The organism is Paenibacillus sp. JT31N11 (assembly GCF_056269285.1).
Window position 1 is genome coordinate 56,945 of sequence record NZ_JBWDNQ010000022.1, and the last position, 24,955, is coordinate 81,899.

General features: G+C 46.6%; 18 protein-coding genes and 2 pseudogenes. 4 read left to right on the plus strand and 16 right to left on the minus strand.

Annotated elements, in window-relative coordinates:
* Nucleotides 1-19: 19 nt before the first annotated feature.
* The 3 genes from AC0YNV_RS36710 to AC0YNV_RS36720 form a co-directional block, all read right to left on the minus strand.
* Entirely contained in the window at nucleotides 20-1,186 is a 1,167-nt protein-coding gene (locus tag AC0YNV_RS36710) for a glycerate kinase (protein ID WP_475772492.1), read from the minus strand.
* Complete coding sequence (locus AC0YNV_RS36715) at nucleotides 1,183-2,931, minus strand: sugar phosphorylase (protein ID WP_475772493.1); 1,749 nt, start codon at nucleotides 2,929-2,931, stop codon at nucleotides 1,183-1,185. The genes AC0YNV_RS36710 and AC0YNV_RS36715 overlap by 4 nt, the downstream gene beginning before the upstream one ends.
* 133 nt (nucleotides 2,932-3,064) lie before the next feature.
* Entirely contained in the window at nucleotides 3,065-4,249 is a 1,185-nt protein-coding gene (locus tag AC0YNV_RS36720; protein ID WP_475772519.1) for a CdaR family transcriptional regulator, read from the minus strand.
* 1,228 nt (nucleotides 4,250-5,477) lie between these two features.
* On the opposite strand from AC0YNV_RS36720, the gene AC0YNV_RS36725 reads away from it, so the two are divergent.
* From AC0YNV_RS36725 to AC0YNV_RS36735, 3 genes and pseudogenes are all read left to right on the plus strand, one after another.
* A complete protein-coding gene (locus AC0YNV_RS36725) occupies nucleotides 5,478-5,738 on the plus strand; it encodes a multicopper oxidase domain-containing protein (RefSeq protein ID WP_475772494.1) in 261 nt (86 codons plus the stop codon).
* A pseudogene (locus AC0YNV_RS36730) lies at nucleotides 5,707-5,787 on the plus strand (multicopper oxidase domain-containing protein); the annotation flags it as partial. The gene AC0YNV_RS36725 and the pseudogene AC0YNV_RS36730, both read left to right, overlap by 32 nt.
* Before the next feature lie 1,176 nt (nucleotides 5,788-6,963).
* The gene (locus tag AC0YNV_RS36735; protein ID WP_475772495.1) at nucleotides 6,964-8,217 is read left to right on the plus strand and encodes an ATP-binding protein; all 1,254 of its coding nucleotides are present in this window, start codon (nucleotides 6,964-6,966) and stop codon (nucleotides 8,215-8,217) included.
* A 548-nt stretch (nucleotides 8,218-8,765) separates the two neighbouring features.
* Here AC0YNV_RS36735 and nagA read toward each other — a convergent pair.
* The gene (nagA, locus tag AC0YNV_RS36740) at nucleotides 8,766-9,923 is read right to left on the minus strand and encodes an N-acetylglucosamine-6-phosphate deacetylase (RefSeq protein WP_475772496.1); all 1,158 of its coding nucleotides are present in this window, start codon (nucleotides 9,921-9,923) and stop codon (nucleotides 8,766-8,768) included.
* Nucleotides 9,924-9,938: 15 nt separating this feature from the next.
* Nucleotides 9,939-10,841 carry a glucosamine-6-phosphate deaminase gene (locus tag AC0YNV_RS36745; protein ID WP_475772497.1) on the minus strand — a complete coding sequence of 301 codons (903 nt, stop codon included), beginning with the start codon at nucleotides 10,839-10,841 and terminating at the stop codon, nucleotides 9,939-9,941.
* Between the two features lie 295 nt (nucleotides 10,842-11,136).
* Between AC0YNV_RS36745 and AC0YNV_RS36750 the strand changes: the two genes are divergently transcribed.
* Complete coding sequence (locus AC0YNV_RS36750; RefSeq protein WP_475772498.1) at nucleotides 11,137-12,174, plus strand: LacI family DNA-binding transcriptional regulator; 1,038 nt, start codon at nucleotides 11,137-11,139, stop codon at nucleotides 12,172-12,174.
* A 156-nt stretch (nucleotides 12,175-12,330) separates the two neighbouring features.
* Here AC0YNV_RS36750 and AC0YNV_RS36755 read toward each other — a convergent pair whose 3' ends face one another.
* The 11 genes and pseudogenes from AC0YNV_RS36755 to AC0YNV_RS36805 all read right to left on the minus strand — a co-directional run bounded on the left by AC0YNV_RS36755 (nucleotide 12,331) and on the right by AC0YNV_RS36805 (nucleotide 24,953).
* The gene (locus AC0YNV_RS36755; RefSeq protein WP_475772499.1) at nucleotides 12,331-14,301 is read right to left on the minus strand and encodes an alpha/beta hydrolase family protein; all 1,971 of its coding nucleotides are present in this window, start codon (nucleotides 14,299-14,301) and stop codon (nucleotides 12,331-12,333) included.
* On the minus strand, nucleotides 14,283-15,533 hold the full coding sequence (locus tag AC0YNV_RS36760; RefSeq protein WP_475772500.1) for a Gfo/Idh/MocA family protein: 1,251 nt from the start codon (nucleotides 15,531-15,533) through the stop codon (nucleotides 14,283-14,285). Before AC0YNV_RS36760 ends, AC0YNV_RS36755 begins: the two co-directional genes overlap by 19 nt.
* A gap of 42 nt (nucleotides 15,534-15,575) precedes the next feature.
* A complete protein-coding gene (locus tag AC0YNV_RS36765; protein WP_475772520.1) occupies nucleotides 15,576-16,454 on the minus strand; it encodes a carbohydrate ABC transporter permease in 879 nt (292 codons plus the stop codon).
* A 19-nt stretch (nucleotides 16,455-16,473) separates the two neighbouring features.
* Entirely contained in the window at nucleotides 16,474-17,451 is a 978-nt protein-coding gene (locus tag AC0YNV_RS36770) for an ABC transporter permease (protein WP_475772501.1), read from the minus strand.
* 11 nt (nucleotides 17,452-17,462) lie between these two features.
* Nucleotides 17,463-19,091 (minus strand): extracellular solute-binding protein, encoded by a 1,629-nt coding sequence (locus tag AC0YNV_RS36775; RefSeq protein ID WP_475772502.1) that lies wholly within the window; start codon nucleotides 19,089-19,091, stop codon nucleotides 17,463-17,465.
* A 762-nt stretch (nucleotides 19,092-19,853) separates the two neighbouring features.
* Nucleotides 19,854-20,176: pseudogene (locus AC0YNV_RS36780) on the minus strand (IS5/IS1182 family transposase); the annotation flags it as partial.
* A 73-nt stretch (nucleotides 20,177-20,249) separates the two neighbouring features.
* Nucleotides 20,250-21,446, minus strand: a complete 1,197-nt coding sequence (locus AC0YNV_RS36785) for an acyltransferase family protein (RefSeq protein WP_475772503.1) — start codon at nucleotides 21,444-21,446, stop codon at nucleotides 20,250-20,252.
* Entirely contained in the window at nucleotides 21,443-22,435 is a 993-nt protein-coding gene (locus tag AC0YNV_RS36790; RefSeq protein WP_475772504.1) for an ROK family protein, read from the minus strand. Before AC0YNV_RS36790 ends, AC0YNV_RS36785 begins: the two co-directional genes overlap by 4 nt.
* A gap of 54 nt (nucleotides 22,436-22,489) precedes the next feature.
* Nucleotides 22,490-23,329 carry a sugar phosphate isomerase/epimerase family protein gene (locus tag AC0YNV_RS36795; RefSeq protein ID WP_475772505.1) on the minus strand — a complete coding sequence of 280 codons (840 nt, stop codon included), beginning with the start codon at nucleotides 23,327-23,329 and terminating at the stop codon, nucleotides 22,490-22,492.
* A complete protein-coding gene (locus AC0YNV_RS36800; RefSeq protein WP_475772506.1) occupies nucleotides 23,326-24,039 on the minus strand; it encodes an N-acetylmannosamine-6-phosphate 2-epimerase in 714 nt (237 codons plus the stop codon). The genes AC0YNV_RS36795 and AC0YNV_RS36800 overlap by 4 nt, the downstream gene beginning before the upstream one ends.
* A gap of 83 nt (nucleotides 24,040-24,122) precedes the next feature.
* The gene (locus tag AC0YNV_RS36805; protein ID WP_475772507.1) at nucleotides 24,123-24,953 is read right to left on the minus strand and encodes a carbohydrate ABC transporter permease; all 831 of its coding nucleotides are present in this window, start codon (nucleotides 24,951-24,953) and stop codon (nucleotides 24,123-24,125) included.
* Nucleotides 24,954-24,955: the final 2 nt, after the last annotated feature.

The window sequence follows — 24,955 nt, forward strand, 5'->3', positions numbered from 1 at the left end:
AAGTTGGATTAATGGCCAATTACAGTGCTGTTAAGCTTCCCATACGGGCCTTGGTAAATAGCACTGTTTCGAAAAAGCGTTTCACCGCTTCATACAATAGGGATTCCCCCTGCACCATCGCTTGATCCAATGTCATCACCCGGTCGATGATCGGGACGATCATTCCAATGTTTCCCTGTTGTCCGGCCGTCCATTCCATATCGGCATGACCGGTAAACACGATAATCGGCACCTCATAAGGTTCCGCCAGCCGCGATAATCCGGACGGAACTTTCCCGAGAAGCGATTGGCTATCAAACTTCCCTTCTCCGGTAATGATCAAATCCGCATTTTTGAGTTCTTCCTTCAGATGACTAAGTTCGGCGACCAGATCGAACCCCCCCATCATCTGAACTTCCGGAAGGACGGTATGAAGACCAAATCCCAACCCTCCGGCCGCACCCGCTCCGGCTGAATTGCGTTCATCTCGATTCACGGCTGCGTAGATCAGATCGGCAAACCGTTTCATGTTTAGCTCGTATTGGTCCAATCTTTCCAGGGAGAGTAGTCCTTTCTGCGGACCAAACATCCGAACGGCTCCTTCCGCCCCCAGTAAAGGGTTCTGAACATCACTCGCTACCACAAACTCCACTTCTCTCAGCCTCGGGTCTATTCCGGAAAAATCGAGTTCCTCCATTTCCGCGAGAGCTTTCCCGTTACCGTCCAGTTCCTTTCCCTCCGAGTTTCTGAAGATAGCACCCAATGCTTGGAGACATCCGGTACCAGCATCTATGGTAGCACTTCCTCCCAGCGTCAAAATAATTTTCCGTGCTCCTTTGTTCAGCGCGTGACGGACAAGCTGTCCTGTTCCATAGGTAGTAAGAAGGTCCGGATCCCGTTCAGTAGGCGGTACAAATACCAGTCCGGAAGCAGCGGCTGTCTCGATGATGGCCGTCTTCTCTTCATCCATCCAGCAATAGGCGGCACGTATGATATTCCCCCGGGGATCCTTCACCTCATGTTCCGTTTTCTCACCCCCGGTGATCGTAAGGAATGCCTCCACCGTGCCTTCCCCGCCGTCCGCCATAGGAAGCTTAAGCGTATCGGCTTCAGGAAAGACAGCCAGAATGCCAGCTTCAATCTGATCGGCCGCAACCTTGGCACTAATAGAGCCTTTAAATGAATCCGGCGAGATGATGATTTTCATATCTCTTCCGCACCTTTCGAATGTTTGATCCATCGGATCTGATAAGGAGCCATGAGGAGCGCATCGGATTCGCCGATTGTAAACTCCTCGCCGTCATTCAGGTCGGTTGCTGCATCTCCGGCCTTCCATCCCAGAAATTCAAAAGGGAAAGGGATGGAAAAAGCTTCATTCGTAATATTGATAACCGCTAATAGTTGACTACTATTCGCATCCGTACGCAGCAAGGTAAACAATCTATCATCAAGATGAATTGCTTGTTGATCCGAATTCGGATGGAATGCTGGCTCGGAACGGCGAACCTCCAGCAATCGGCGAAGGGCATAGAATACATGATGCCGCAACGAATCAGGATCGCGCAGTTCCGCCTCCACCTCTTCCTTGTTCAACTGCTTGCGGTTGATGGACCGGTACCGGCCAGTTTCCCGTACACCATCCAAATCATTTCTAGAGCCAAGTAGGCTATGAACATAAATCCCCGGGACTCCCCTGAAAGACAGAAGAATGCCGTGCGCAGCGGCGAAACGTTTCACCTTGAGCTCGTTCTGGTCATCGGGATGGGACAAAGCATCCAAGTAGTTAATGTTTAGTTCATACGGACTTTGCGTGCCGTCTCCGTTATTTCTGGTCGAGACGAGTCCTCCGTGATCCGTTACACGCCCGACCAACGTCTGAACTTCTTCTTTGGTCAAAATTCCCTCTACCGGCCGGACGCCGATCCCATCGTGGGAAGCGAGGAAGTTGAAGAACGTCGTCTCTCTTGTGGTTGGCTCAAGTGACTGCGCCCACTCTAGAATCCTCCTACTATTTCCGGAAAGAATAGTGTGTAAGGTAAGCGGCGGCAGTGGGAATTGGTACACCATGTGCGATTCATTATGACCGTTTCCAAAGTATGAGACGTTTTCCCGATGAGGGACATTCGTTTCTGTAATGATCAAGGTACTTGGTGATGCGACCTCTAACACTTTACGAATGATCTGGACGATCGCGTGCGTTTCCTCCAGGTGCATACAAGTCGTGCCGAGTCTCTTCCACATAAATCCGATCGCATCAAGCCGGATGTAACGAGCTCCGCTTGAAGCGTACATGAGAAGCACGTCCAGAATGTCGAGTAGTACTTTTTCATTTTTGAAATTGAGGTCGATTTGATCTTCGCTAAACGTGGTCCAAATATGCTTTATGCCAGAGGAACTTTGGTAGGGATTCAGCAACGGCAAGGCACGAGGCCGAGTTACCAGGCTATAATCCGCATCGGGATCTCCCTCGATGAAATAATCCGCGAACCGGGGATTGCCAGCCAAATACTCCTTGAACCATTCGCTGTGTTGGGATATGTGATTGATCACACCGTCGTACATGAGGTCGAAATCGTGGGACAGTGCTTCAATGTCATCCCAAAATCCCAACTTCGGATTCACTGCGCGGTAATCGATCACGGAAAACCCGTCATCAGACGAATAAGGATAAAAAGGCAATAGATGAATGGCCGATACGAGCCCCATCCAATATTCGCGAGCAAAATCCAATAGGGTCTGCAGCGGACGTTCTCCCTCTTGGAGCAGGCTGTCTCCGTATGTGATAATCATCACATCTCGTTCAGTAACCCAATCCTTTTGGGCGGATGTGGACGAATTTTTATAGTTAGATATGAGCTGTTCGATTTGCTGCAGCAGTATACGACCCTTGTCTTGCCCATAAACGAAGGCTAGCTTCTCCCACAATTCTGATTGATCTGAGGTGATTGTCATAAGCCGCTTACTCCACCTTTGTCTTTTTAGTAATATCATGATAACAGAATATAAAAAGAGTCCTCTATGTTACAGAGGACGATAAAAAGCGTTTTCTTTTCTACATTTCTTGTTACGGTTAACAGTCGTTGCATTATTTATGCACAACAAGATACAGCGCCAGGTATAAGACTACTGCTTCTTCAAATACCCTAGGGTCATACCCCGTCAATTCTTTGATTCTGTTCAATCGATACTGAAGTGTATTCTTGTGAATAAATAATCGATCAGCCGTCTTGTTAACGGATTGATTACAAGCAAAAAATTCGGTGAGCGTTTCTAACGTTTCTTGAGGATGGGGCAGAACCTCCGGATTAAACGTCTTTTTCAGATATTGTACACGCAATTCTTCGGTTACCCCGTCAAGTAAAATTTCCAATCGAAGATCATCGTAGAAAACCAGCTGGGTTTGACCTGCTCCTTTGACGTGGTATTCTGCTTTTTGCGCTTCTCGATAGGACCGCATAATATTGTAAGTGGACTCGTTTAATCCGCCCACACCTAATCTTATAGAATATCCGTCTATTTGAGAAAGCTGTCTGATCAAATATTGAATTTTATTGGATACAAACTCTTTTTCTTTGTTTCCTCCATCTTTGGGATAGGTCAGTAAGACAACAAAGTGTAACAAACCCAAGGAAACGACTAAGTCTTGATCATTGAACCGTATCGCATCGCGAAGCTGCTGGTAGATCAGATTATGCTTTTGTTGAAACTCCACCACGTTTTGGTCATTGCTTTCCGCGTTTTCCTTCTGTACACGGATGACCGTTACAGCTCGGGGTATATGCACATTGATATTGAGCATCCAACCTTGGGAGGATAATTGTTTCTCGTTCTCCCGTCGGCCTTTTAACCAATCACGAATGAATACCTCCCGAGATTGATTGACCAGTTCGGTTTGGCTATCGATGATTTCTTCTTTTATTAAGATCTCAGACATCTTGCGAATAATTTCGCCGTACTGCAGCAAACTTTGCCCATTTCCCGTAATCCCGATAACCCCAACCACTCGGTTCTCGAAAAAAAGCGGAAGGTTGATCCCTTCCTTTGTTCCGGAAAACCGGCCTTCACTACCAACGATAAGCTTTTCCTTGGTTTGAAGGACCTTCTGAGCTCCCTCATGTAAGGTGCCGATCCGCGTTTGGTCGGTACTCGCTATAATTACACCGTTCTCGTTCATGAAATTGATGGGCATATCGATGATCCCTGAAATCTCCTCCACGATATGCTGTGCTTTTTTCCCGGATATCAGGGGTATGCACCACCTCTCTATGATGTACTATTCAGAACTTAACCGAGGTATAGGGTTTTCATCCGTCTCATCATACGAAAACATAGAACTTCATTCAAGAGCAACGGCAACTGTAGTGTTATAGTGCTCAAGAATAAAAACTTCACACATAGCTGCAGCAAGTTGTCTCGGACCGGCAAATGGTATCGCTATAAAAATGGAAAAAAAGCCAATTAAGTCTGGATGTGGACACCTCTTCAGAATCCGCCTTGCGCTGACCGAGTCCAATCTTGGTGAACTTCGGGACGATTCTCCGCTCATGGGTGTCTAATACTTATTCTTACCGAACAAAATAAAAAAGGGTTATTGAGCAGCATATTCTTTGGAGAGGATCTTACAGGCCGGAACATTGATATTCTAACTGACAAGCCCTACATGCAATTACCTGGTAACACATGACCTTGGATTCGTTAAACGCCAATGCGTTATTTACCATCCAAATTAATGATCTTCGATCCCAAACGATCAATACTTACCGACTCCACAACAGTGTTCGAGATAAGTTATTTTTTATAGATTGTTGCACAATCTGCTTGAATACCAAGTGCTATTTGAATGGTCGCTTTTGATACAAGTAATTTACACCAATCTTGTTAGGAATATTTGTCGGATAAGTGTTCAAAAAAATAAAGTTGTAGACTGACTTTGTTGATTATACGCGGTTTTTACCTGAAAAAATCGTTTGCCTTTCGGGTGCCATTTTATTTCGCAGTGTAATCAAAATGAGAAGTCTTTTTCCGACGCTATTCCCTTTTGCAGTATCCTGCCCGTTCGTATTATGAGGTCACCAGATCTTTCTGGTCGACCTCTTTTTAGTATGGTCGTAAGATAGCGGTAGCCGGGGGTCGAACGATTCTGCCCGTGGGAGTTGGATCCTGAGAGCTATTCAGTTCATCCCCCCTACTTGTTCAACCATGGTTAGGCTGGTTGGGACGTTGATCCCGTATCACATGCGATAGTGTGGAAAACAAGAAGGTTAGGGGCTGCCGGTGAAAATACTAGGGGAGTAATGGAATGAATCCAGTCATGATACCAGCTCTATACCTTTTTATATCGGAAAAATTCATTGGTATTCAAGAAGTATGGCGAAGAGAACAAGAGATTTAGTGCTTGTCAGAATTAAAGATCAATACAATCGTTCATTGAATTTATTGGATGGTAAAATGTGGATTGATCGAATATCCGAAAAAATCGAGGTCAATGCCATTGAAATATGGCGATCATTAATATAATCGATGATGATCCTCACCCTATACACATCCATCTGGTTGACTTTCAAATTCTTGATCGCCAGCCGTTTGATGTTTCTCATTTTCAAAAAACCGGCCAGCTTATTTTTACAGGACCTTCTGCTCCGCCTGAACCCTACGAAATGGGACTCAAAGATACAGTTCGGACCCCTTATGGTTACATTACATCCATTATAACCCTATACCGGGCGTTACATATGGCATTGTCACATGTTGGAGCATGAAGATTATGAAATGATGCGCCCCTTTGATGTTTATAAAGTACAGGATTAGAAGTGCCTGCAAGCATCGTCAATTCGGGATTCAATCCGTTTAGTACACAGTGGATCAGCAACACCCTTTTGCTTCCTTCGACAGCACTTCGTATTGGCTCTCCAGACTCATCTGGAAACGTCCGGTGGTTCTATGCCAATAAACCGCTGTCGGGTTCGGCATTGCCCAATCTGTACCTGGCAGATAGTTATTATTAAAAAAGGACAGTCACCGGATGGTGGATGTCCTTTCTGTTTAACCGACTGAAAAATCCAATTGTAGCTTCAGCAGCAATATTATTTTTTTGTCCAGACTTCCAGCATCTGCACTGATTCACGTTGATGAAGCTCGGATCCGAATTCGAACACGGCATAACCTTCGAATCCGATTTCCCCAAAGCTTGAAAGAAGCTGACCCAGGGTATCGTTCCTTGGCCGATTGGAAGATGTTCATCGATCAATCTCCACCGTGATGATCGTGTAGGTGAAAATGCTTGATGCGTGTTCCAAGCCTCTTCACCGCTTCCGCTACATCCAGACCAGCATGAACCGCATGTCCTTTCCCAATAACGACAGAGGCGTATAATATTAACAAATCGTAAATAAGTGTATACCCTGTTAAGTCAAAGGCAGCGTAGTCCAACTTGTGTTTTTAATGGATCTCCTCAGCTATTGACTTGTTGTAATAGAGAATAAGGATTGCAACTGCGTTCCTGTGATGTATGCTAATGCGACTAGGAGATCCAAACGTTTAACCTAAAACGGTATGTTTATTACAATTAACGGATTGGATTAAACAGCATGAATATACTCACGTTTGCTATGGAAGGCACAGGTGTATTGTTGGAAACCTATTGTTAACATGCTTGAAGCTGAAGGCATTGAAATTTTAGTGGTGAATGCTCAGCAAATAAAAGTACTGCCTGGTGTGTAAAACAGATGTCAAGGATTCGAATGCATTTATTTATCCCCATACACTGACCGAAATCAACTATCCACCCATTCCAGTACGTATAAAGTTAAAAAATGAAGCTACACGGGCTTAGTCGTATAGCTTCATTAGCGATCGACCAGATCCGCAAGTATCTATCATGTTCAGATAGTTTAATAACGATGAATTCTACCTCAAAGAAGGAAGAACCACATATATATCGAATACCATTATGATAAATTCTTTTCGACTGGAGCGAGGGTCAACATGCTCTATATAAAAGATGTTTTGCTGCAATTACTGTTCGCACTGATGCCATTTGTTTTATATAACATCTACTATCGTGATAAAGCCGTAAATTATTCGAAAAAATTTATTAGTATTACGTGTATAATTTGTCTTTTTATGTCGATGACCTTTCCATCAAGCGTGCATGACGGAATTATATTTGATATCCGTTACGTGATCATGTTCTTCGGAATGGTGTTCGGCGGTATGGCTACAGGATTTATTCTGCTTGCTGAATTTGTCATGTACCGCTTGTTGGTAGGCGGAGATGGTTTGTTTTCAGCGTTTATTATAATCGCGGTCACTTTTAACTTATCCGTTCTCTTATCAATCTTATACCGCCGCCAATCCAAGTACCGAAACCTAATAACTTTCATAGCAGGGATAAGCTTTTCCATTGTTCCTATTTGTATAATGTTTGTAACACAATATAAATATGTGATCGAGCACTTAACCTTCAATATCCTAGTTATGCCAGTACAAAATTCCTTATGTATTTGGCTATTGATTTCCCTTTTTAATAAGGCTATTTCTGACAAGCAGTTATACCTGAGATATCTTGAAACCGAAAAAGTCGAAACTATTACTCATGTTGCCGCCTCCCTTGCCCATGAAGTCCGCAATCCACTTACAGTAGTCATGGGATTTTTGAAATTAATTCGTGATGATTCTATTTCAAAAGAAAAGGCCCAATATTTTATTGATATTTCTATTGAAGAAATAAAGCGAACAGAAGTCATTCTTTCTGAATATCTTTCAATAGCTAAACCTAATAATCCAATTTATGAGCAAATTGATCTTGTATCGCAGTTAAACTCGGTTATAGATATCATGACACCATACGCTAGTATGAATAATGTCGTTTTAGATATACACAATAACAAGCAGGAACTCTTTATATCTGCAAATCCAAATGAAATCAAACAATTAGTTATTAATTTTATGAAAAACGCCATTGAAGCTTGTTCTTCTGCATCAAGAGGCAAGGTTAACATCGGTATTAACCGGGTATCCCATTTTGCAAAGATAACAATACATGATAATGGGGTTGGAATGAGTAAAGAACAACTTGACCGTTTAGGAACCATTTATTTTTCAACTAAAAACAAAGGGACAGGATTAGGATTAACGTTTTCTTATCAATTAATCCGTTCGATGAACGGTGCTGTATCTGTACGAAGTGAACCAGGAAAAGGAACTGAATTCATCATCTCGTTACCTATATCCAACTAACTATTTCTGCCTTTAATAGTAGTAAATCGTTTCCCTGAACTTCTTCATCGAATATCCAGAATTATTATGTAGGCAATCTAAATGAACATTATGTATTTGACAAGGAGCATAGAACACGGACATATTAAATCACGCCGGCAATCGTGGTTGAAATTGGAAACTCTCTAACCTTCACTCCCCGCGACCAGACCCCGTGCTTTAATACCATATGGGGCGCTTGTACAGGAGCCTCGTTCTCAACAAGAATTTTTCCCGTGGTTGGCGTTAACAAATCGGCCATTCTGTACCACTTCTCGCCCCCAGACTGGATATGGGCAGACTCCGACGCCGCCCTATCGGGGAATGTCTCTGTAATCAAACGGAGGAAGGGCCTGAAGGGCGGCTCCCGTCATGCGCGACATACCTCCTCATTCGAACACCTTCGCCAGGATCGCAGCATTCCCATCGCGAAGGTGTTCGTAATTAAAGCAGGGCTGGATAAGGCATAGTTGGCTTGCTTCAGATTCCGCAGGGGAATCCGGGGCTTGAATTAATCGGATCTGCACTAACTAGGCTTCATAAACAACCGTTCCGTTGGAAACGGTTTGAACGATATCAAAGATCCGTTCATTATCGGATCGATACAGGATGAAGTCGGCAGGTGAACCGACTTCCAGCTTGCCTACACCCTGCCGGTCCAGTCCGAAAAGCCTGGACGGATGCAAAGTGGTCATCCGTATTGCTTCTTCAAGTGTGCAAACCTCCGACCGAACCATCCTCTCCATTCCGTGATGCAGCGGTAGTGCAGCTCCTGCCATAATATCGCGGGTGTGAGCCAAATGCAAAAGTCCGTCTTCTTCAAGGATCACATCGTCGTTAATTCCCGTGGAATATCTGCCTGGAGGAAGGCCGGCCAGATGAACCGCGTCGCTTGTGAGAATGGCTTTTTCGACTTTGGCACGTATCATGACCTTTAACGTTGAATCTGGCAGATGATGACCGTCAGGGATCAATCCGGCCCATAGGCGGTCATCCGCCAGCTGCGCCCAAATATAATTCGGGTGACGTTTAATAAAAGGATGCGCCCCGTTACCCAAATGCGTGCTCATTGAAGCCCCGGCATCCACAGCAGAACGGATCTGCTCTTCAGTTGCACCGGTATGTCCGATTGCGGCGACGATGCCCATACTCTTCAGTAATCGGATGAATGCAATGGAGCCGGGCTTTTCAGGAGCAAGCGTGACTTTGCATATCCTCCCGCCCGCCGCATGGAACCATCCCATGAATTCTTCCTCGTTCGGGTCCCGAACCCAATTCTTGTTATGAGCTCCTCGAGGTCCGTCTTCCGCACTAATGAACGGACCTTCCACATGGATGCCGATTACGGCGTTGTCTACCATCGGATCGCATGCGCAGGCGTCCGCAATTGTGCGTATGCAATGCAACATCCGGTCCATTGGACCGGTAACGATAGTCGGGCAAAAACGGGTAATGCCCCCTCGATGCAGCACCTTTACAATTTCTTTTACCGTCTCCACTGTTACATCATAATGATTCAAATCATGTCCGCCGATACCATTCAGCTGTACGTCGATCAATCCGGGAGCGATCCAGAGCTCCGCTGGTTCTTCCGTCGTCACCACCTCTGCGATTCGACCGTTTTCAACACTTACCCTCACCGTCAGCCCGCTTTGCCAATGTCGCGCCGTATAAACTCGCTGCATCATGATCGTCCTCCCGCTTCAGTTTTCACCTTTTATATATGCGGCTGACTCGCGCTCCAGGACAAGTGTCCAATCGTCATGCGACTTTAAGATCGTTGCGGGAATTTCCGGGGTTATATCGTTCTCCAGCATCTGTTTGATCGCGTGGGCTTTCACCGCATGTGGAACGGCGGAAATTATTCTCTTGCTCTGCATAATTTGATTCACGGACATGGATATGGCATACTCCGGCACATCGTTCACTGCCGGGAACCATCCTTCCCCCACCTGCTGCCGCTTGCAACCTTCATCCAGGCTTACGACAATATATGGCTCTTTGATATCGAAATTCGCCGGCGGATCATTGAATGCGATATGTGCGTTTTCTCCAATACCAATTAGTGCAAGATCAATCGGCGCTTTTCCAAGTTCTTCCGACAACCGCTTCATTTTCTCCTCATATTCACCTTCACCGTCTACAAAATATATACTTTTCAAAGAAACCCTACTTGTAAAGCGCTCCTTCAAATATTTGCGGAAGCTTGCCAAATGCTCCTCCGAGATTCCAACATATTCATCCAGATGAAACATCTCCACTTTCGTCCAATCGACGTTCAAAGCACACAGTTCATCCAATGTTTCGAATTGCGATGCGCCGGTAGATAGCACTATTCGCGCCAAGCCCTGCTCCGCAATCGCTTCATTGATTACTTGTGCCGCAAGGCGTGCGGCCTCTCTGCCGAGTTCCCGCGGGTTATCCATAATTTTTAATTTCATCGTAATCTCCTCCATAAGCTTCCACTTAATAATTTGAATGATAGCTCCGTTGCAGTAATAAACTACAGTAATCGATTTCTTTTTCTGTGAAAAAAATGCTGCTGCTTCACAAAGTTCAGCGGCCCAGGTTTGTGCGAAGAAATCATCGGTAACTTTCTTGGTCATCTTCTCCTTTCATATTTATGTTATATTTTATTGCATATTACTAACATAATCAATATCTTCAAAAGCCACTATTTTATAATTTTAGCTTAAAAGTCCTTTATAACCGTCATCGATTTGTATAAACTAAAGTATCAAATATAACATTAAAGAACTTTCGAATGTAACAGTCGTCATTTCAGCATTTAGATTGCTCGGGATAAATCCAGCGGGATATCAGAAAATCAAATTACCTGATATAATAGAAACAAAAAGTAATTGATCACGATTATCATATTTCATAAATGGAGATTGTTAAATGAAAAATACAATAACGATTCACGATATCGCCAAAGCTGCCAGTGTTTCTTCCGCAACCGTTTCCAGGGTATTGAGCAATAGCGAATATCCGGTTAGTCCTGCCATGCGCGAAAAAATTCTACGGACCGCTTCAGAAATGAAATACATCCCTAATCAGCTCGGAAAACAATTAAAAACCAATACCAATATGACATTGGGGATTATCATCCCGTCTATTACCAATCCGTTTTATTCGTCGGTTATATTGGGAGTCGAAGAAGTTGCCCGTAGTCACAACTACCATGTTCTGCTATGCAATTCTCAGCAGGATCCAAAACTTGAGGAACAATTTTTGAAAACTATTTTCGAAAAACAGGTTAAAGGCCTCCTTATTTCATCCATCTCCCAAAACACCAAGCTTCTAAAACAATTTATCAATTTGGGATTGAACGTGATTGCTTTAGACCAGGAAATAGACGAAAAAGAAGTATGTCGGATCGAATTCGATTTCCACAAGGGCGGTTATATGGCGACAACTTATCTGATTGACAAAGGACATCGGAACATCGCCTATGTTACCTCTCCCTTGGATCGACCAAGCCGCAAAAGCATCTACAAAGGATATTTGGACGCGATGGTGCAGCATGGATTGGAACCATTGATCGAGGAAGCCGAAGCTGAAGGTGAAAAAGCTTATGATGGAATTTATGAATTTGACAACGGCAAACGATTAACGGGCAGGCTACTTGAACGCTCCAACAATCCAAGCGCTATTTTTGCCTGCAATGACATGACCGCTTTCGGCATTATTAACGAACTGACTACACGTGGGATTTCCGTGCCTCAGGATATATCGGTCATCGGATTTGACGGGATTGAATTCGGACAAATGATTACTCCGTCTCTTACAACGATTAAGCAACCTGACTATGAAATGGGTCGAATGGCATGTGGCATGCTGATGGAAATGCTGGCCGAGAACAAGAAGCCTTACCTTAATTTCATGCTGCAGCCCCAACTGATCGAACGAAGCTCCGTTGTCGGAAAAGATGAATAAAGATTTGGTTTGGAATGCTCGTAATGATCGAATCCCCGATGAAATCATCGATCCCCGGCAAGACTCAAAACCGATAGCGCGTTAAGGCTGCCTATATCTCAGCAGCCTTATACACATACTTTAGGGCTAACGTTCGGGATGGTGAAATAGGAAGACTTAGACTTCCTGTTTCTGAATGATTTGAATCCTCCACTTTGCCAGATCAGGCAAATCGAAATATTTCAGCATACCTGGGAGCACGACGCTCATAATATCGTATGAATCATAATACCTCGATCGCACCCAGTCCCCTATGCATCCCAAACCGTTTCCGGACTCTATACTCCGGATCCGTCCATCTAGTACCGACGCCAATTCACCGTATATCCCTTGGCGTCCGTTCACGTACAGGTGCAAATCATCGCATTTCATGTCCGGCAGCCACTCTGGCAAACTAAGCGCCCGGATTACATCAAAGGTTCGCAGCGCCGCCATACTGTCGTTCAACCACATTAAATCGTTCGTTAATTTATGAATGATTTCATAGAATTCCAACGGGTCATTATTCGTCAGTGGGTGAGGAGTGAGAGGTCCGACACCGGAAACATCAAGAACGATGACAGCTCTTCCGGCAACGCAAGTATTACGCAGCCATTGCAAGTGTGAATGGATACGGCTGGTACCGCCATCCCATACGGCGATGGTTGCCGGCAGTTCAGTGCCCTCATACCGGCAATCCCTAAAAACAAAGGCATGATTGAAGATGCCTTCCTGCGCCCACCAGATTACATTGTAAACTTGAAGTTCGTCAATATGCCCCTGCATCATGTGCAGCCTTGGATTCAACTCACATGGCTGTCGTAAAGAGAAGACCTTCTCCCGCAGCCAGAGCAGCGCTTTCTCCTTCCGCTGTTCTTGTGGATAGGCCAAGCGCACGGCTTCAAATTCACCCACCCGGTCCCGATTCTCCTCATTGACCGCCCGCGCTTCCGGGAATTCCCCCCGAACCTGACCGGATCTGGTACACCACAGCCTTGATGGTTCGAATGGTTTGATTCGATCATCTGAAGGAGTTACCTCTTCCCCGAGCAAGTGCTTTGAAAAAAACTGTGCAGCCGTTCTCGCAAGTAACGGTGTATAACGATGAACCGAATCATCCTCCGCCGATTGAAGGCAATCATCTGCCCCGTACATTTCCCAAAAACGTTTCGTTCGTGCGATCGTTCTCCGTGTACCTTCCAGTGGAAAAAAATCATATCTTACTGCCATGACCAAGACCGGCTTCGGCACGAGAGAGAGAAGGATATCTTCGTGGTCAAACCCCAGTGCCGACATACCGAGCCAAATCTGCTCAGCATCCTGTGCCCCGCCTGCCAGTTGATAAATTTCCCGGCTTATAATAAACGTTGCCGGAGCGGCAGCGGCGATGCGCGGATCGCAAATCATCATAAGCGAGACTTGAGTTCCGCCGCCTGAATTCCCCGTCACGCCGATCTTGGCGGGATCAACTTCGGGACGGGTGCACAAGTAATCCACCGCTCTCATCCCATCGTGAACGAAATATCTAGCCAGACCGTCGCCAAGCGGCCAGCATTGGCTCCCTACATAATCATGTTCACCCGTACAGCTTCTTACTGTCGGCCTTTTAATGGATGGCTCGTAATAACTAAGCCGTTCTCCCTGCCCGATAGGGTCGATCGCCATGACAACTAACCCCGTTTGAACGAGATACTGGCAAACAGTCTGATATTCCGGATGATGCTTCGCCTCTTCATGGTGACCGCACATGAACAGTACGGCACCCCGAGGTGTCGTGATGCCTTCCGGCACATACAGGTTGGCCGTGACGAACGTATTCGACCTTGATTCGTACACGATTTTCTCAATGGCGAATCCGTCACCGGCCACTGAGGCAATTACTCTTGCATTAAGAGGGGTATCCATAGGAGGCAGCCCGCCAATGACTTCAATGAACTTTGTTCGGAGGTAAGTCTGGCGTTCCTCCAACTGTGCCTTGGTCTGAACCTTGTCGCGTGCTTCATCTCCTAGTGCAAAAGCCTCTTGGGAACGGGAGTATACCGATCGCTTCAATTGGTCCTTCACATCATAAATCGAGAGTGTATAATTCTCTAAACTTTGGATTCGCATTCGATGGTCTCCTCCTTCAATCCTTGCAGAAGCTCCTTAATGGCAACGGATTTCCCTGTAGCGATGGATAGATTCGCAGCAGCCCCTATCAGCATAGACATTGCTCCCGCATGGGTACCGGCCTGCTGCCCGAGCGGATCGGCCACGTCACCGACGAAGATCATTCTCCGCAAACGTTCGTCTCCCCCGCCATGGGCGCCTCCGGTTTTTCCAATCGTATAGCTTACCTGCTCTCCTTGCCTGTTGAACAACTGAATTCGTCGGACCGTTTTGTCCGCCTGCAGACCGCTGTGGATATCCTGCGCCTCGATTTTACCCAGAGTTCCATTGATTGAGACTTTCCAACCTTCGTATGGACTATGGGCATTCAACGAATAGGTCAGCAAGGCGCCTCCCGAATACCGGACATTGACCGCCATCGTATCGTAGATATCGATGTCGTCGCCGAACACACATTGATCGCGGATATATCCGTCTGCAGACTCCACCTCATAATAATGTGTTTTGGCGAATTCGTCCGCCTTAACATCAAAATAAAATTCACAGCTATCCGTATGGCTGCAGGTTAAGCATCGTTCCCCCCTGTTCTCCCGGGTCGGCCCGTAGAACCTCCTTGAGCCGAACGCATGGATCTCCTCAGGTTCTTCCTCCAGCCACCAGTTTAGCATATCGAAATGATGGGTTGCTTTATGGATCAACAACCCTCCGCTGTTTGCCATCGACCTGTGCCATCTGCGAAAATAATCCGCCCCGTGCCGAGTGTCGAGATTCCATTCAAAGTGAATGCTGAGAATATCCCCTATCGCCCCTTCTTTGATCAGCTCCTTGATCCGGGCAACGTAAGGTATAAATCGGCAGTTGAATGTCACGATGACGCTCCGTCCCGTGCGGCATTCCGCCTCCAGGATAGCCCGGCATTTCTCGGCGTCGGTAGTGAGCGGCTTCTCGGAAATAACATCGCAGCCTGCGTCCAGAGAACGTATGATGTATTCGTGGTGAAACTGATCAACTGTCGCTACAATTACGGTGTCCGGTTCGCCTTCTTTTAACATTTTGTCAAAATTGGTGTAAACCGGCACATCCCCGCAATCTTGACTGAACAATTTGGCTCTGAGCCGGTTAATGTCGTACACCCCAACTAGCCGAACGGCATCCTTTAGTTCTGTGAACATGGGCTTGGCAAACATGTGCAGCGCCCTGCTGCCGGTACCGACAATCGCATATTTCTTCATTATGATTTGAACCTCCTAATCTCGTTGGCTTACGCCGAGTCATTATTCTTTGAGGGAACCGATCATAACGCCTTTGACAAAATATTTCTGTAAAAATGGATACACGACCAGAATCGGAAGCACCGCCACGATAATTATGGAATACTTCACCTGTAAGGCGAACAACGCAATGTCGCCTTGGTCTGACATGCCCTCTGTCATGCTATCCTGATTCTGGATCAGAATTTTGACCATATATAACGATAATGGCTGCAGATGTGCGTCCGGCAAATAAATCATCGCCGAGAAGAAATTGTTCCAATGCCCTACAGCGTAAAACAGGGTCAATACCGCAATGATCGGCATGGACAATGGAACAATCAAGCGAAGCAAAATCGTTAGATCGTTTGCCCCGTCCAATTTGGCGGATTCATGCAGGCTTTCTGGGATGTCCTGAAAGAATGTGCGCGCGACAATGATGAGAAACGCGCTGACTGCCCCTGGAAGCAGGATCGCCCACGGTGTGTTGTACAGACCAAGATTCTTGATTAAGAGAAAGGAAGGAATCAATCCGCCGCTAAAAAACATGGTTAAGACTATAAAAATCATGAGGTGCTTACGGGCAAAAAAACCCCGCCTCGATAGGGGGTAAGCCCCCAAAACCGTCATAACGACGTTAATCGCCGTTCCGGCAACCGTGTAGAAAATCGTGTTGGAATAAGCTCTCCAAATATCCGGATTTTCAAATACTTTGCCGTAAGAGCCAAGCGAGAACCCCTTCGGCCAGAGCCATATGGACTTGTCGGCAACATATTTCGGGTCACTGACCGACATGCTCAAAACATAGATGAACGGATACAATGTAATGATGATGACCAGAGACATGATCATGTAAATCAACACATCCGTTACCTTCTCGCCGGGTGATTTCTTAATCGACACCAAGAATGCATCCCTCCCATCACCACAACGAAGTTTCCGAAACTTTTTTACTTGTATAGTTGACGGACAACAGCAGCGACAAGTTGATCAGATTGTTGAACAACCCGATTGCGGCGGAAAAACTGTACTCGGAATTAATGACTCCTCTGCGATACACGAATGTGGAGATAACATCAGCGGTTTCATATGTGGTCGGATTGTAGAGGAGCAAGATTTTTTCAAAGCCCACTTCCATCAATTGACCTACGGAAAGAATGAATAAAATGATGATAGTGGGAAGAATGCCTGGTAAAGTGATATGCAGCATTTTGTGCCATCTTCGGGCACCGTCGATTTCTGCGGCTTCATAGATTTGCGGGTCAATAGCGGAGATCGCCGCCAAATAGATGATCGACCCCCATCCAAAGCCCTGCCATATACCTGAAGAGACATAAATCGAACGGAACCAATCCGAGCTGTTTAAGAAGTTAATAGGCTCCATACCAAGCTTAATCAGCAGCAGATTAATGATACCGTCTGTCGGCGAAGTAAAGTTGACGATCATGCCGATTACAACAACGATTGAAATAAAATGCGGCAAATAACTGATCGTTTGCACAGCCTTCTTAAACAGGCTCTCTCTTAATTCGTTTAAAAAGAGAGCAAACAGAATCGGTACAGGAAATCCCCAGAACAACGTGTTCAAGCTCAGTAACAGTGTGTTTCTAAGCAGACGCCAAAAATAGATCGAATTGAAAAATTGCTCAAAATACATAAATCCTGCCCACGGACTGCCAAGGATTCCGTTCAGGGGTTGAAATTTTTTGAAAGCAATGATGATGCCGTACATCGGAATGTAATGAAAGACGAAAAAATAGATGACCACGGGCGCAATAATGAGGAGTAAGACTTTATCCCTCTTGACATGCTTGATCAACTGATGAATCCGCCTAGGACGATTATCGCTTTGCAGATCACTCTTCGGGATATCCGCCTGCAATTTCACCCCGACGTTCATGTTAACCCCTCCTATTTTACCATCCGGTCAAACTGGGCTTGTTTGGTTTTGATAATCTGGTCGATCCCAATGGATTTGAGAGTGGACACGAATTTGGGCCAATCTATTTTTTCTTGTCCGGTTATAAATTTCGAAATCGTTTCTTCCATATAGGTGTCGATATCCGTTTGAAGGCTGGAAACCTCCAGGATTTCGTCGATCGAAGGCATGCTGAGCGGAACAGGATCGGACAGATAGTTTTCGACCTTCTTTGCCATATCTCCAAGTTTCGTATCTTTATTCAGGATAGCAGCAGCTTGTTGGTAAAGTGGACCTTTGGCGTTCCGGATCCACGGCGTTGTAGGCATGGCTCCCAAATAACGCAGCGCTTCGTTAAATGATAATCCGTCCGGGTTATGGACGACCCAATCCGTAAATTCGGGCTTACCGTCTTTGATCGTGTAGCTTTGGCCTTCGATTCCATAAGCGACCGCGGTGCTCCCTTCTTCGCTGGCATAAATATAATCCAGCCATTTTATGGAAACCTCCGGGTTTTTGCTGTCCTTGCTGATACCCCACCACCCGCTCATCGGACCGTACTTCTCATATGTGCCCTTAAAGCCAGGGTTCTCGGGCGGCAGCGTGATCTGCCAATTAACATCTTTGACACCGGCGTTTTGCTGAGCGACATTATAGCGGTTCACGTTGTTTATAAAATGGTTGGTTGTTCCTACAAGGTTTCTTGAAATATTAGAAAAGATGTCACTGTCGGTATTTTTCAAAAATTGTGGATCGAGCAGACCTTCCTTATAAATTTTATTTAACCAGACGATCAACTCCTCGGCTCTTGGGTCCATCCATTCATATTGAATCTTCCCGTTCTCATCCGGAAAGTAACCAAAGCTGTAAAACAGATGCAGGCCTAATGCGCTTCCGAAGACGTTTATTCCATCCAAATTATTATTCGGGGAAAACGGAATCTCGTCCTGCTTTCCATTGCCGTTCGGATCTTTCTCCTTAAATGCCTTCAGCACGGTGTACCATTCATCCAACGTTCTCGGTTCCTTCAGCCCCAGCTTATCCAACCAGTCCTGTCGAATTAATAGGCCGTTCGGATCTGCGTAGGCTACTCCGGTGACATCCGCGGAAAGTGCGTAAATTTTGCCGTCAGGCGCATTCATATATTTAAATATATCCGGGTTCTCTTGCAAATAACGTTTAATATTCGGAGCGTATTTATCAATCAGTCCATCCAAAGGAATAATCAGCCCGTCGCTGGCAAGCTTAGTTGGAAATTGGTCCGGGATGGTAAGGATGTCCGGCAGTCCCTCGGCAGCGGCCAGGCGTACCTTTATCACTTGCTGATATTGGCTGGAAGGAGTCACGTCCCATTTGATCTTAACGCCGGTTTTCTTCTCTATTTGTGCCCAGACCGGAAGATTCTGCGAGAAACTTCTGGGAGCGTAATAGTTATCGTTTCCCGCAAACGTTAACGTAACAGATCCGTCTTTTACGATAGGTAGTGAATAATTTTCCGCAGGCTTGGACAAATCAAGCGTTCCGGTGGAATCTACTTTATTTCCCTGGGATTGGCAGCCGGCCGCAGCAATCACGGAAACCAGCAACACCGAAGCGGCAATCCTTCTCCTTCTCTTAACCATTTGAAAAATCCTCCCTTTATCAAAAAGTGTTTAACTTCAGCTAAGCGTTCACCGTGGTTAGACAAGAAGTAATAGGATGGGATCTCCTGTTGGCAGGAATTAGTCATAGTAATCGATTACTTTTCTAAAATGGGATCACCTTAACGCAACCTTCATTACGTTTGTAAAATAACAGCTTAAACTTTACTTCTGGGATGTTACAATTCATGATGATTGTCGCCCTGCTTGCTTTGGAATAATAATCTGAAATGTCTGATTTTATCACATGAAAACGAATATTTATTGTTCACCTCCTTATTCAAATTTACTTTTTATATATAACATATTACGTTATATACAAATTAATGACCTCATTGTAAATAAAAGAGTTAATATAAAGTAATCGATTTCTTTCCAGAAAAAAAATTAGATGGTGAATTGATCAAGACCTTTTGAACATTTTATCATCCAAGTAGTTTGATATGGTATTAGTCGACCATGTTAGATATATTTACATAATACTAACGCAATTCGATGACGTCAATAACTTATTTTTATTTTGTTCCGAAGCATAACGGGTTATATATAAAACTAATTTAACCAAATGCTTAAAGCGCTCTGGCACTGACAGCTTGGATGTTGAAATGTTTCCTATTTTGATTTGAAGATCCGCTGGGCAATCCGCAGCGGGCAATACCGAAGAGACGGGAGATAGATTATCGGCTCTACACCCCTCTTTGAGCAGCATTAAAATGTTCATCCGAATAGGATCGCTAAGTAGGTAGGGACGGAATCATGCACGTTTCCAGCGGTGACGAAGAAATCGGTTATCCGGTTGTACTTCACATCTACGGTACGATGGTCCAAATAGTAGAATCCTTCCGGTTTCCCGTCACGGATCATATAACCACTGTCCGGAACTGTCGTACTGACCTTCACTTCCTTGTCTTCGTTCACCTCCTCCCGTGGTTTTAAGGCTTTTTTTCGTTTGTCTTTCGGGCTGCTTCAACGGCGGCGTTGAGTTTATCCGAGTAATCGCGTTTGATTTGGTGTACTTGCTCCTTCGTGTACTTGTGCTTGTTAGCGTTTGCCTTTACATACGTCGATATCCGTTCCTAAATTGGAATTACCCGCCGTAATGACATCATTGAATGTACCGAATATATAACCAATTAAAACTCACACATTTTCGGTCTGATTCGCTGAGACTGATACTGCTTGCTGTCCCGCTCTTCGCCAGCGTCCTGGAACATGCATGCGGTAAAGCAGCTTTACGATCCTGCTGTCCACCCCCACGTACAGAAGATGAGCCAATACGAATATAACCGGAATCGACAATGCCGTTGTAAGCACGAAGCTCCAGCCATAGCTGAAGCTGCCGGAGAATAACTTGAACAAATAACCCGACAAGCTGCATAATACGGCAAAATGAACCAGATACAGCGAAAATGATAACCGGCCCAGATAAACGGCTGACCGGCTCTCAAGCCATCGCTGGCTGCTGCGGCTGTTGAGAAGGGACACAATAACCAGCAGCGCGCCCAGCGTACGGTAGGTGATACCATTCGGAAAGCCTCCATCGCCAATGGGAAGCCATTGATAGAAAAGGCCCGTCGGACTGATATAAGGATATGAGCCCAAATACAAACCGCTGAGCGCGATCAACCCCACAATCGCGGTGGACCGAATACGGACTTTGCTTGCCGCGAAACTGTTGGTCAAATCACTGAGCAGCATGCCAAACCAGAAGCCCAGATAATAGGAATCCCGGAAGAGCCAGATGCCTGCCGCATAAGCGACAAAACGAATCGGCGAGGTGCCCAGCAGAAGCAGGACCGCAAAAACCATGAATGAACCTAGCAGTTCATAGGTCATGGTCCAGAGAACCGGATTATATGCCATCCCGTATGTGAAAAAGGTATGAAACAACGTCTGCCAGACCATCTCCCCGAAGCCGGGCATTACCGCATAGGGGTCTGGCATGGGTGAAAGCGTAAGCGCTTGAATCTCTCCGTACGTATTCAATCCCAGAGCCATAACCGCATAAGCAATCAGCACCGATACAAAAGCCGGTACGGCAAGCCGAAAGTAACGTCGGATCAGAGAGTTGGCTATCAATCCTCGGTCATGATGGCGAAAAAAACGGCAGCTCAGCACATAACCGCTCAGTACAAAAAACAGGCAGACAGCAAAATTGCCGTTATAGAGCACATTCAGCGGCGTCATGGGCACAACACGGTCAAAGGTAAAGTGGGAAATGTCCGCCCTTTTCTCGAACATAGCGGGCAAAAACACCTGAAAATAATGAGCCAAAACAACAGCCGCTGCAGCCAGACCACGCAATCCGTCTAGATACTCGATTTTACGTCCACTCATTTCCCTTCCCCCTTCCCCAGGATCGAGCTCGAATAGACCCATACCTGGATGGCTGCCCCTACCATGTTGCTGGCTTCGCCCAGTTCAGCGGTGACAACTCTTACTGCTGACAGCATTGACGGCATCGATCTGCTTTCAATCAGCCTTCGTAGCGGAGAAAGCAAGGGCTCTCCCAATCCCGCAATGCCGCCGCCAATTATAATCAACTCCGGGTTGAAAATATGAATGAGGCTTGTGATAGCTGTACCAAGCGCGGCGATCGCATCGTTCATCACCTCAACTGCCAAGGGTTCTCCTTCCTGCCAACGGACAATAACATCGCTTGTTGCGGTATCATTTCCGTCAGGATCAAAACAAGCAAGCGCCCTTTTCTCCACATACCGTTTTAAAATGCCAGTGCCTGACGCATAAAGCTCCAGGCATCCGATATTGCCGCACATGCAGCGCGGGCCTTGCCAATCGACACTCAGATGACCGATTTCCCCGGCACCACCGTTTATGCCGTGAACGAGTGAGCCGCCCGTGATGACGGCCCCTCCTACTCCGGTGCCGAGCGCCAGGCAGACCATGTTGGATGCGTTCTTCCCCGCCCCGAAGAAGGATTCTGCAAGCGCCAATACATTCACGTCGTTATCGACAAGGACAGGCAGACCAAAACGCTGCATCACCTTCGCTTTTACCGGCGTGCCGGTATAACCGGGAATCAAATCATTCGCATAATGGACGATGCCTTCGGAAAAGTCGATTTGTCCTGCGCTTCCGATGCCGATCCCCGACAGCTGCCTGCCCTCGCAACGCTGCTCCCAGGCTGCGAGCATAATTTCGATACCGCGAAAAACCTGCTCCATGACCCGGCGTTCGGCAGCCATCGTCGGCAGTGTGTATTGATATAAAACGTCGCAGCTGCTTTGAACGAGACCGAACCGGATTTTCGTGCCTCCGATATCGATCCCAAGCGCGACCTCCCCTTCAGGAAAAGCAGGAATCATGCCATTCGCTCCTTCCTCTCTTCCGGAGTGCCGGAAGTCCGCTGCTGCCTATTCTCATAAAGCGGACAGCATACGGCTAAGATTGAGTATGGAGCGTTCCGAGCCCTGTTTCTGTTCTTCGTCTCCTTCATATTCCACCGTGAGCCAGCCGTTATATCCGTTATCCTTCAGATGCCCCAGTATAAACGGCAGATCCACCGAGCCTTCACCGGGCGCAAAACCCGCATACCGCTGACCTGACAGCGAGGTATAGATCTTGCCTTCATAATCCTGCTCCACGAGGGCAAAATCCTTGAGATGGACATGCGAGATATGATCCGCCAGCTTCACGGCTGCTTCGCTCGGGCTCTCATCAACAAGCAGGAAATTGCCGGTATCGAAGGTGCTGCGCAGATGCTCCGAGCCCACTTCACGAATCACATTCAGCACCTGCTCCGCTTTGCCGGCGAACAAACCATGATTTTCAAGACAAAGGGTAACCCCTTGGCTTGCGGCATACGCCGATGCTTCCTTAAGACCGTCAATAATCCAGTCGCTTGCTTGCTCATAAGACACATCTCCGGCCTTGTCTCCCGAGAAAACACGCACGACCCTGGCTCCGAACGTTACGGCCCGGTCAACTGAAGACGTAATGTCCGCGAGCTGCCTGGTGCGCTCATCGGCATCGGACACACAAAGATTGTTGCATGCGCCGAAACAGGCCATGGTAAGGTTCGTCCGGGCAAGAGCATCCCGGATCCGTCCGATTTCTCCGCCGTCATCATTCCAGAAGACGCTGAGCAGCTCCACGCCTTCGACTCCCGCCGCAGCGGCAAATTCGATGAAGGCCGCATTGTCCATCTCTTTGGCAAACATGGACTGGTGCAGACTCCATACACTAAGACTTGTTTTCATTCGGGCGCTCCTTCTTTCTCCGCAATCATTTGATGTTCAGTCAACCATCCATCCATCATCGATGAGTACATTTCCGTAATCAGCTGCGGACGTGTAATCGCGCTCCCGATCACAACATATTGCGCCCCCGCTTCCAAGGCCAGCCGTACATCTTCCTGGCGCCATACTCTTCCCTCCAGCAGCAGAGGCACGCGCAAGGATCCGCTAAGGCGGCGCACAAGAGCAATATCCGGCCCCAAAAGCTGCGGACTGTAGGGCGTATAGCCGGACATGGTGGTCGACACATAGTCGAAGCCCATCTTCTCCGCTTCAAGCCCTTCTGCATAATTGGAAATATCAGCCATCGCCAAGCGGCCCTTGCTATGCACATAATCCAGAAGCTCGCGCACCTGGCTGTATCTATTCTCCCGGTTTGTCATATCCATGGCTACAATATCCGCCCCGGCATTCACGACTGCTGCCGCTTCTGTCAACGTAGGCGTGATGTAAATGTCGGAGCCCGGTATCGACTGCTTGATCAAACCGATCAAAGGAAGCTCAGTCGCGTGTTTGATGGCGTCAATATCTGTCGCGCCATTGGCGCGGATGCCGACAGCTCCTCCGAGCTGTGCCGCAAGCGCCATCTTGACCATCGTATCGCCGCCGTATAAAGGCTCGCCGGGCAATGCCTGACAGGATACGATAATTCCTCTCTTCAATAAACCTGTCATTGCACTTCTCCCTTATCTATGAAATTTGGTGAAACTCTTCTCGTTGGGGACATTGTGCAGCAGTCGGTTAACGATTACGGGCATCAGCCTTTAATGCCGGTCAGAGCAATCCCTTCCATAAACTGTTTCTGGGCAAAAAAGAAAACAACAATAATCGGAAGCGTAAACATCGCGCTGGCTGCCATAAGCTGCTCCCATTCGATGTAGTGGGTCTGCATGAAAGCATATAACCCAAGCGATAACGTATAGTTTTTCTCATTGTTCAGATAAAGCAGCGGCCCCAGAAAGTCGGACCAGGTGGCCAGAAAGGCCAGCACCCCGACCGTTGCAATCACCGGTCTGCAAAGCGGCAGTATGATTTGAACATAAATTCGAAATTCCGACGCACCGTCAATTCTGGCCGCCTGAATCAGAGAGTGTGGCAGCGTGAGAAAGAACTGCCGCATCAAAAAGATATAATAGCCAGCTCCCGCACCAAGAAATGCCGGCAGTATAAGCGGAATATAAGTCCCTACCAAACCCATACGGCTGAAGGTAACATACAGTGGAACCATAGTGACTTGATAGGGCAGCAGCATCGTAGCCATAATGACGGCGAACAGTATTTTTTTGCCAAACCATTCAATATGAGAGCAGGCATAAGCGGCCAGTGGCGCCGAGATCAGCACGCCCGCCATCACCAGTACGGAAATAAACAGCGTATTGCCGCTCAGGCGAAAGAAATCGATCGTATCAAACACATCGGCATAGTTTTTCCACTGCGGCACTTTCGGAATGTAGATGGGCGGATTAGCAAACAGCTCTCCCTGCTGTTTCAGGGACGTTGACAGCAGCCACAGCAGCGGCGCCGCAAAAACAGCGCTGCATATTACCAGAAGGGTATAGGGAAAGACTTTGAATTTCAGCGCGTGCATGA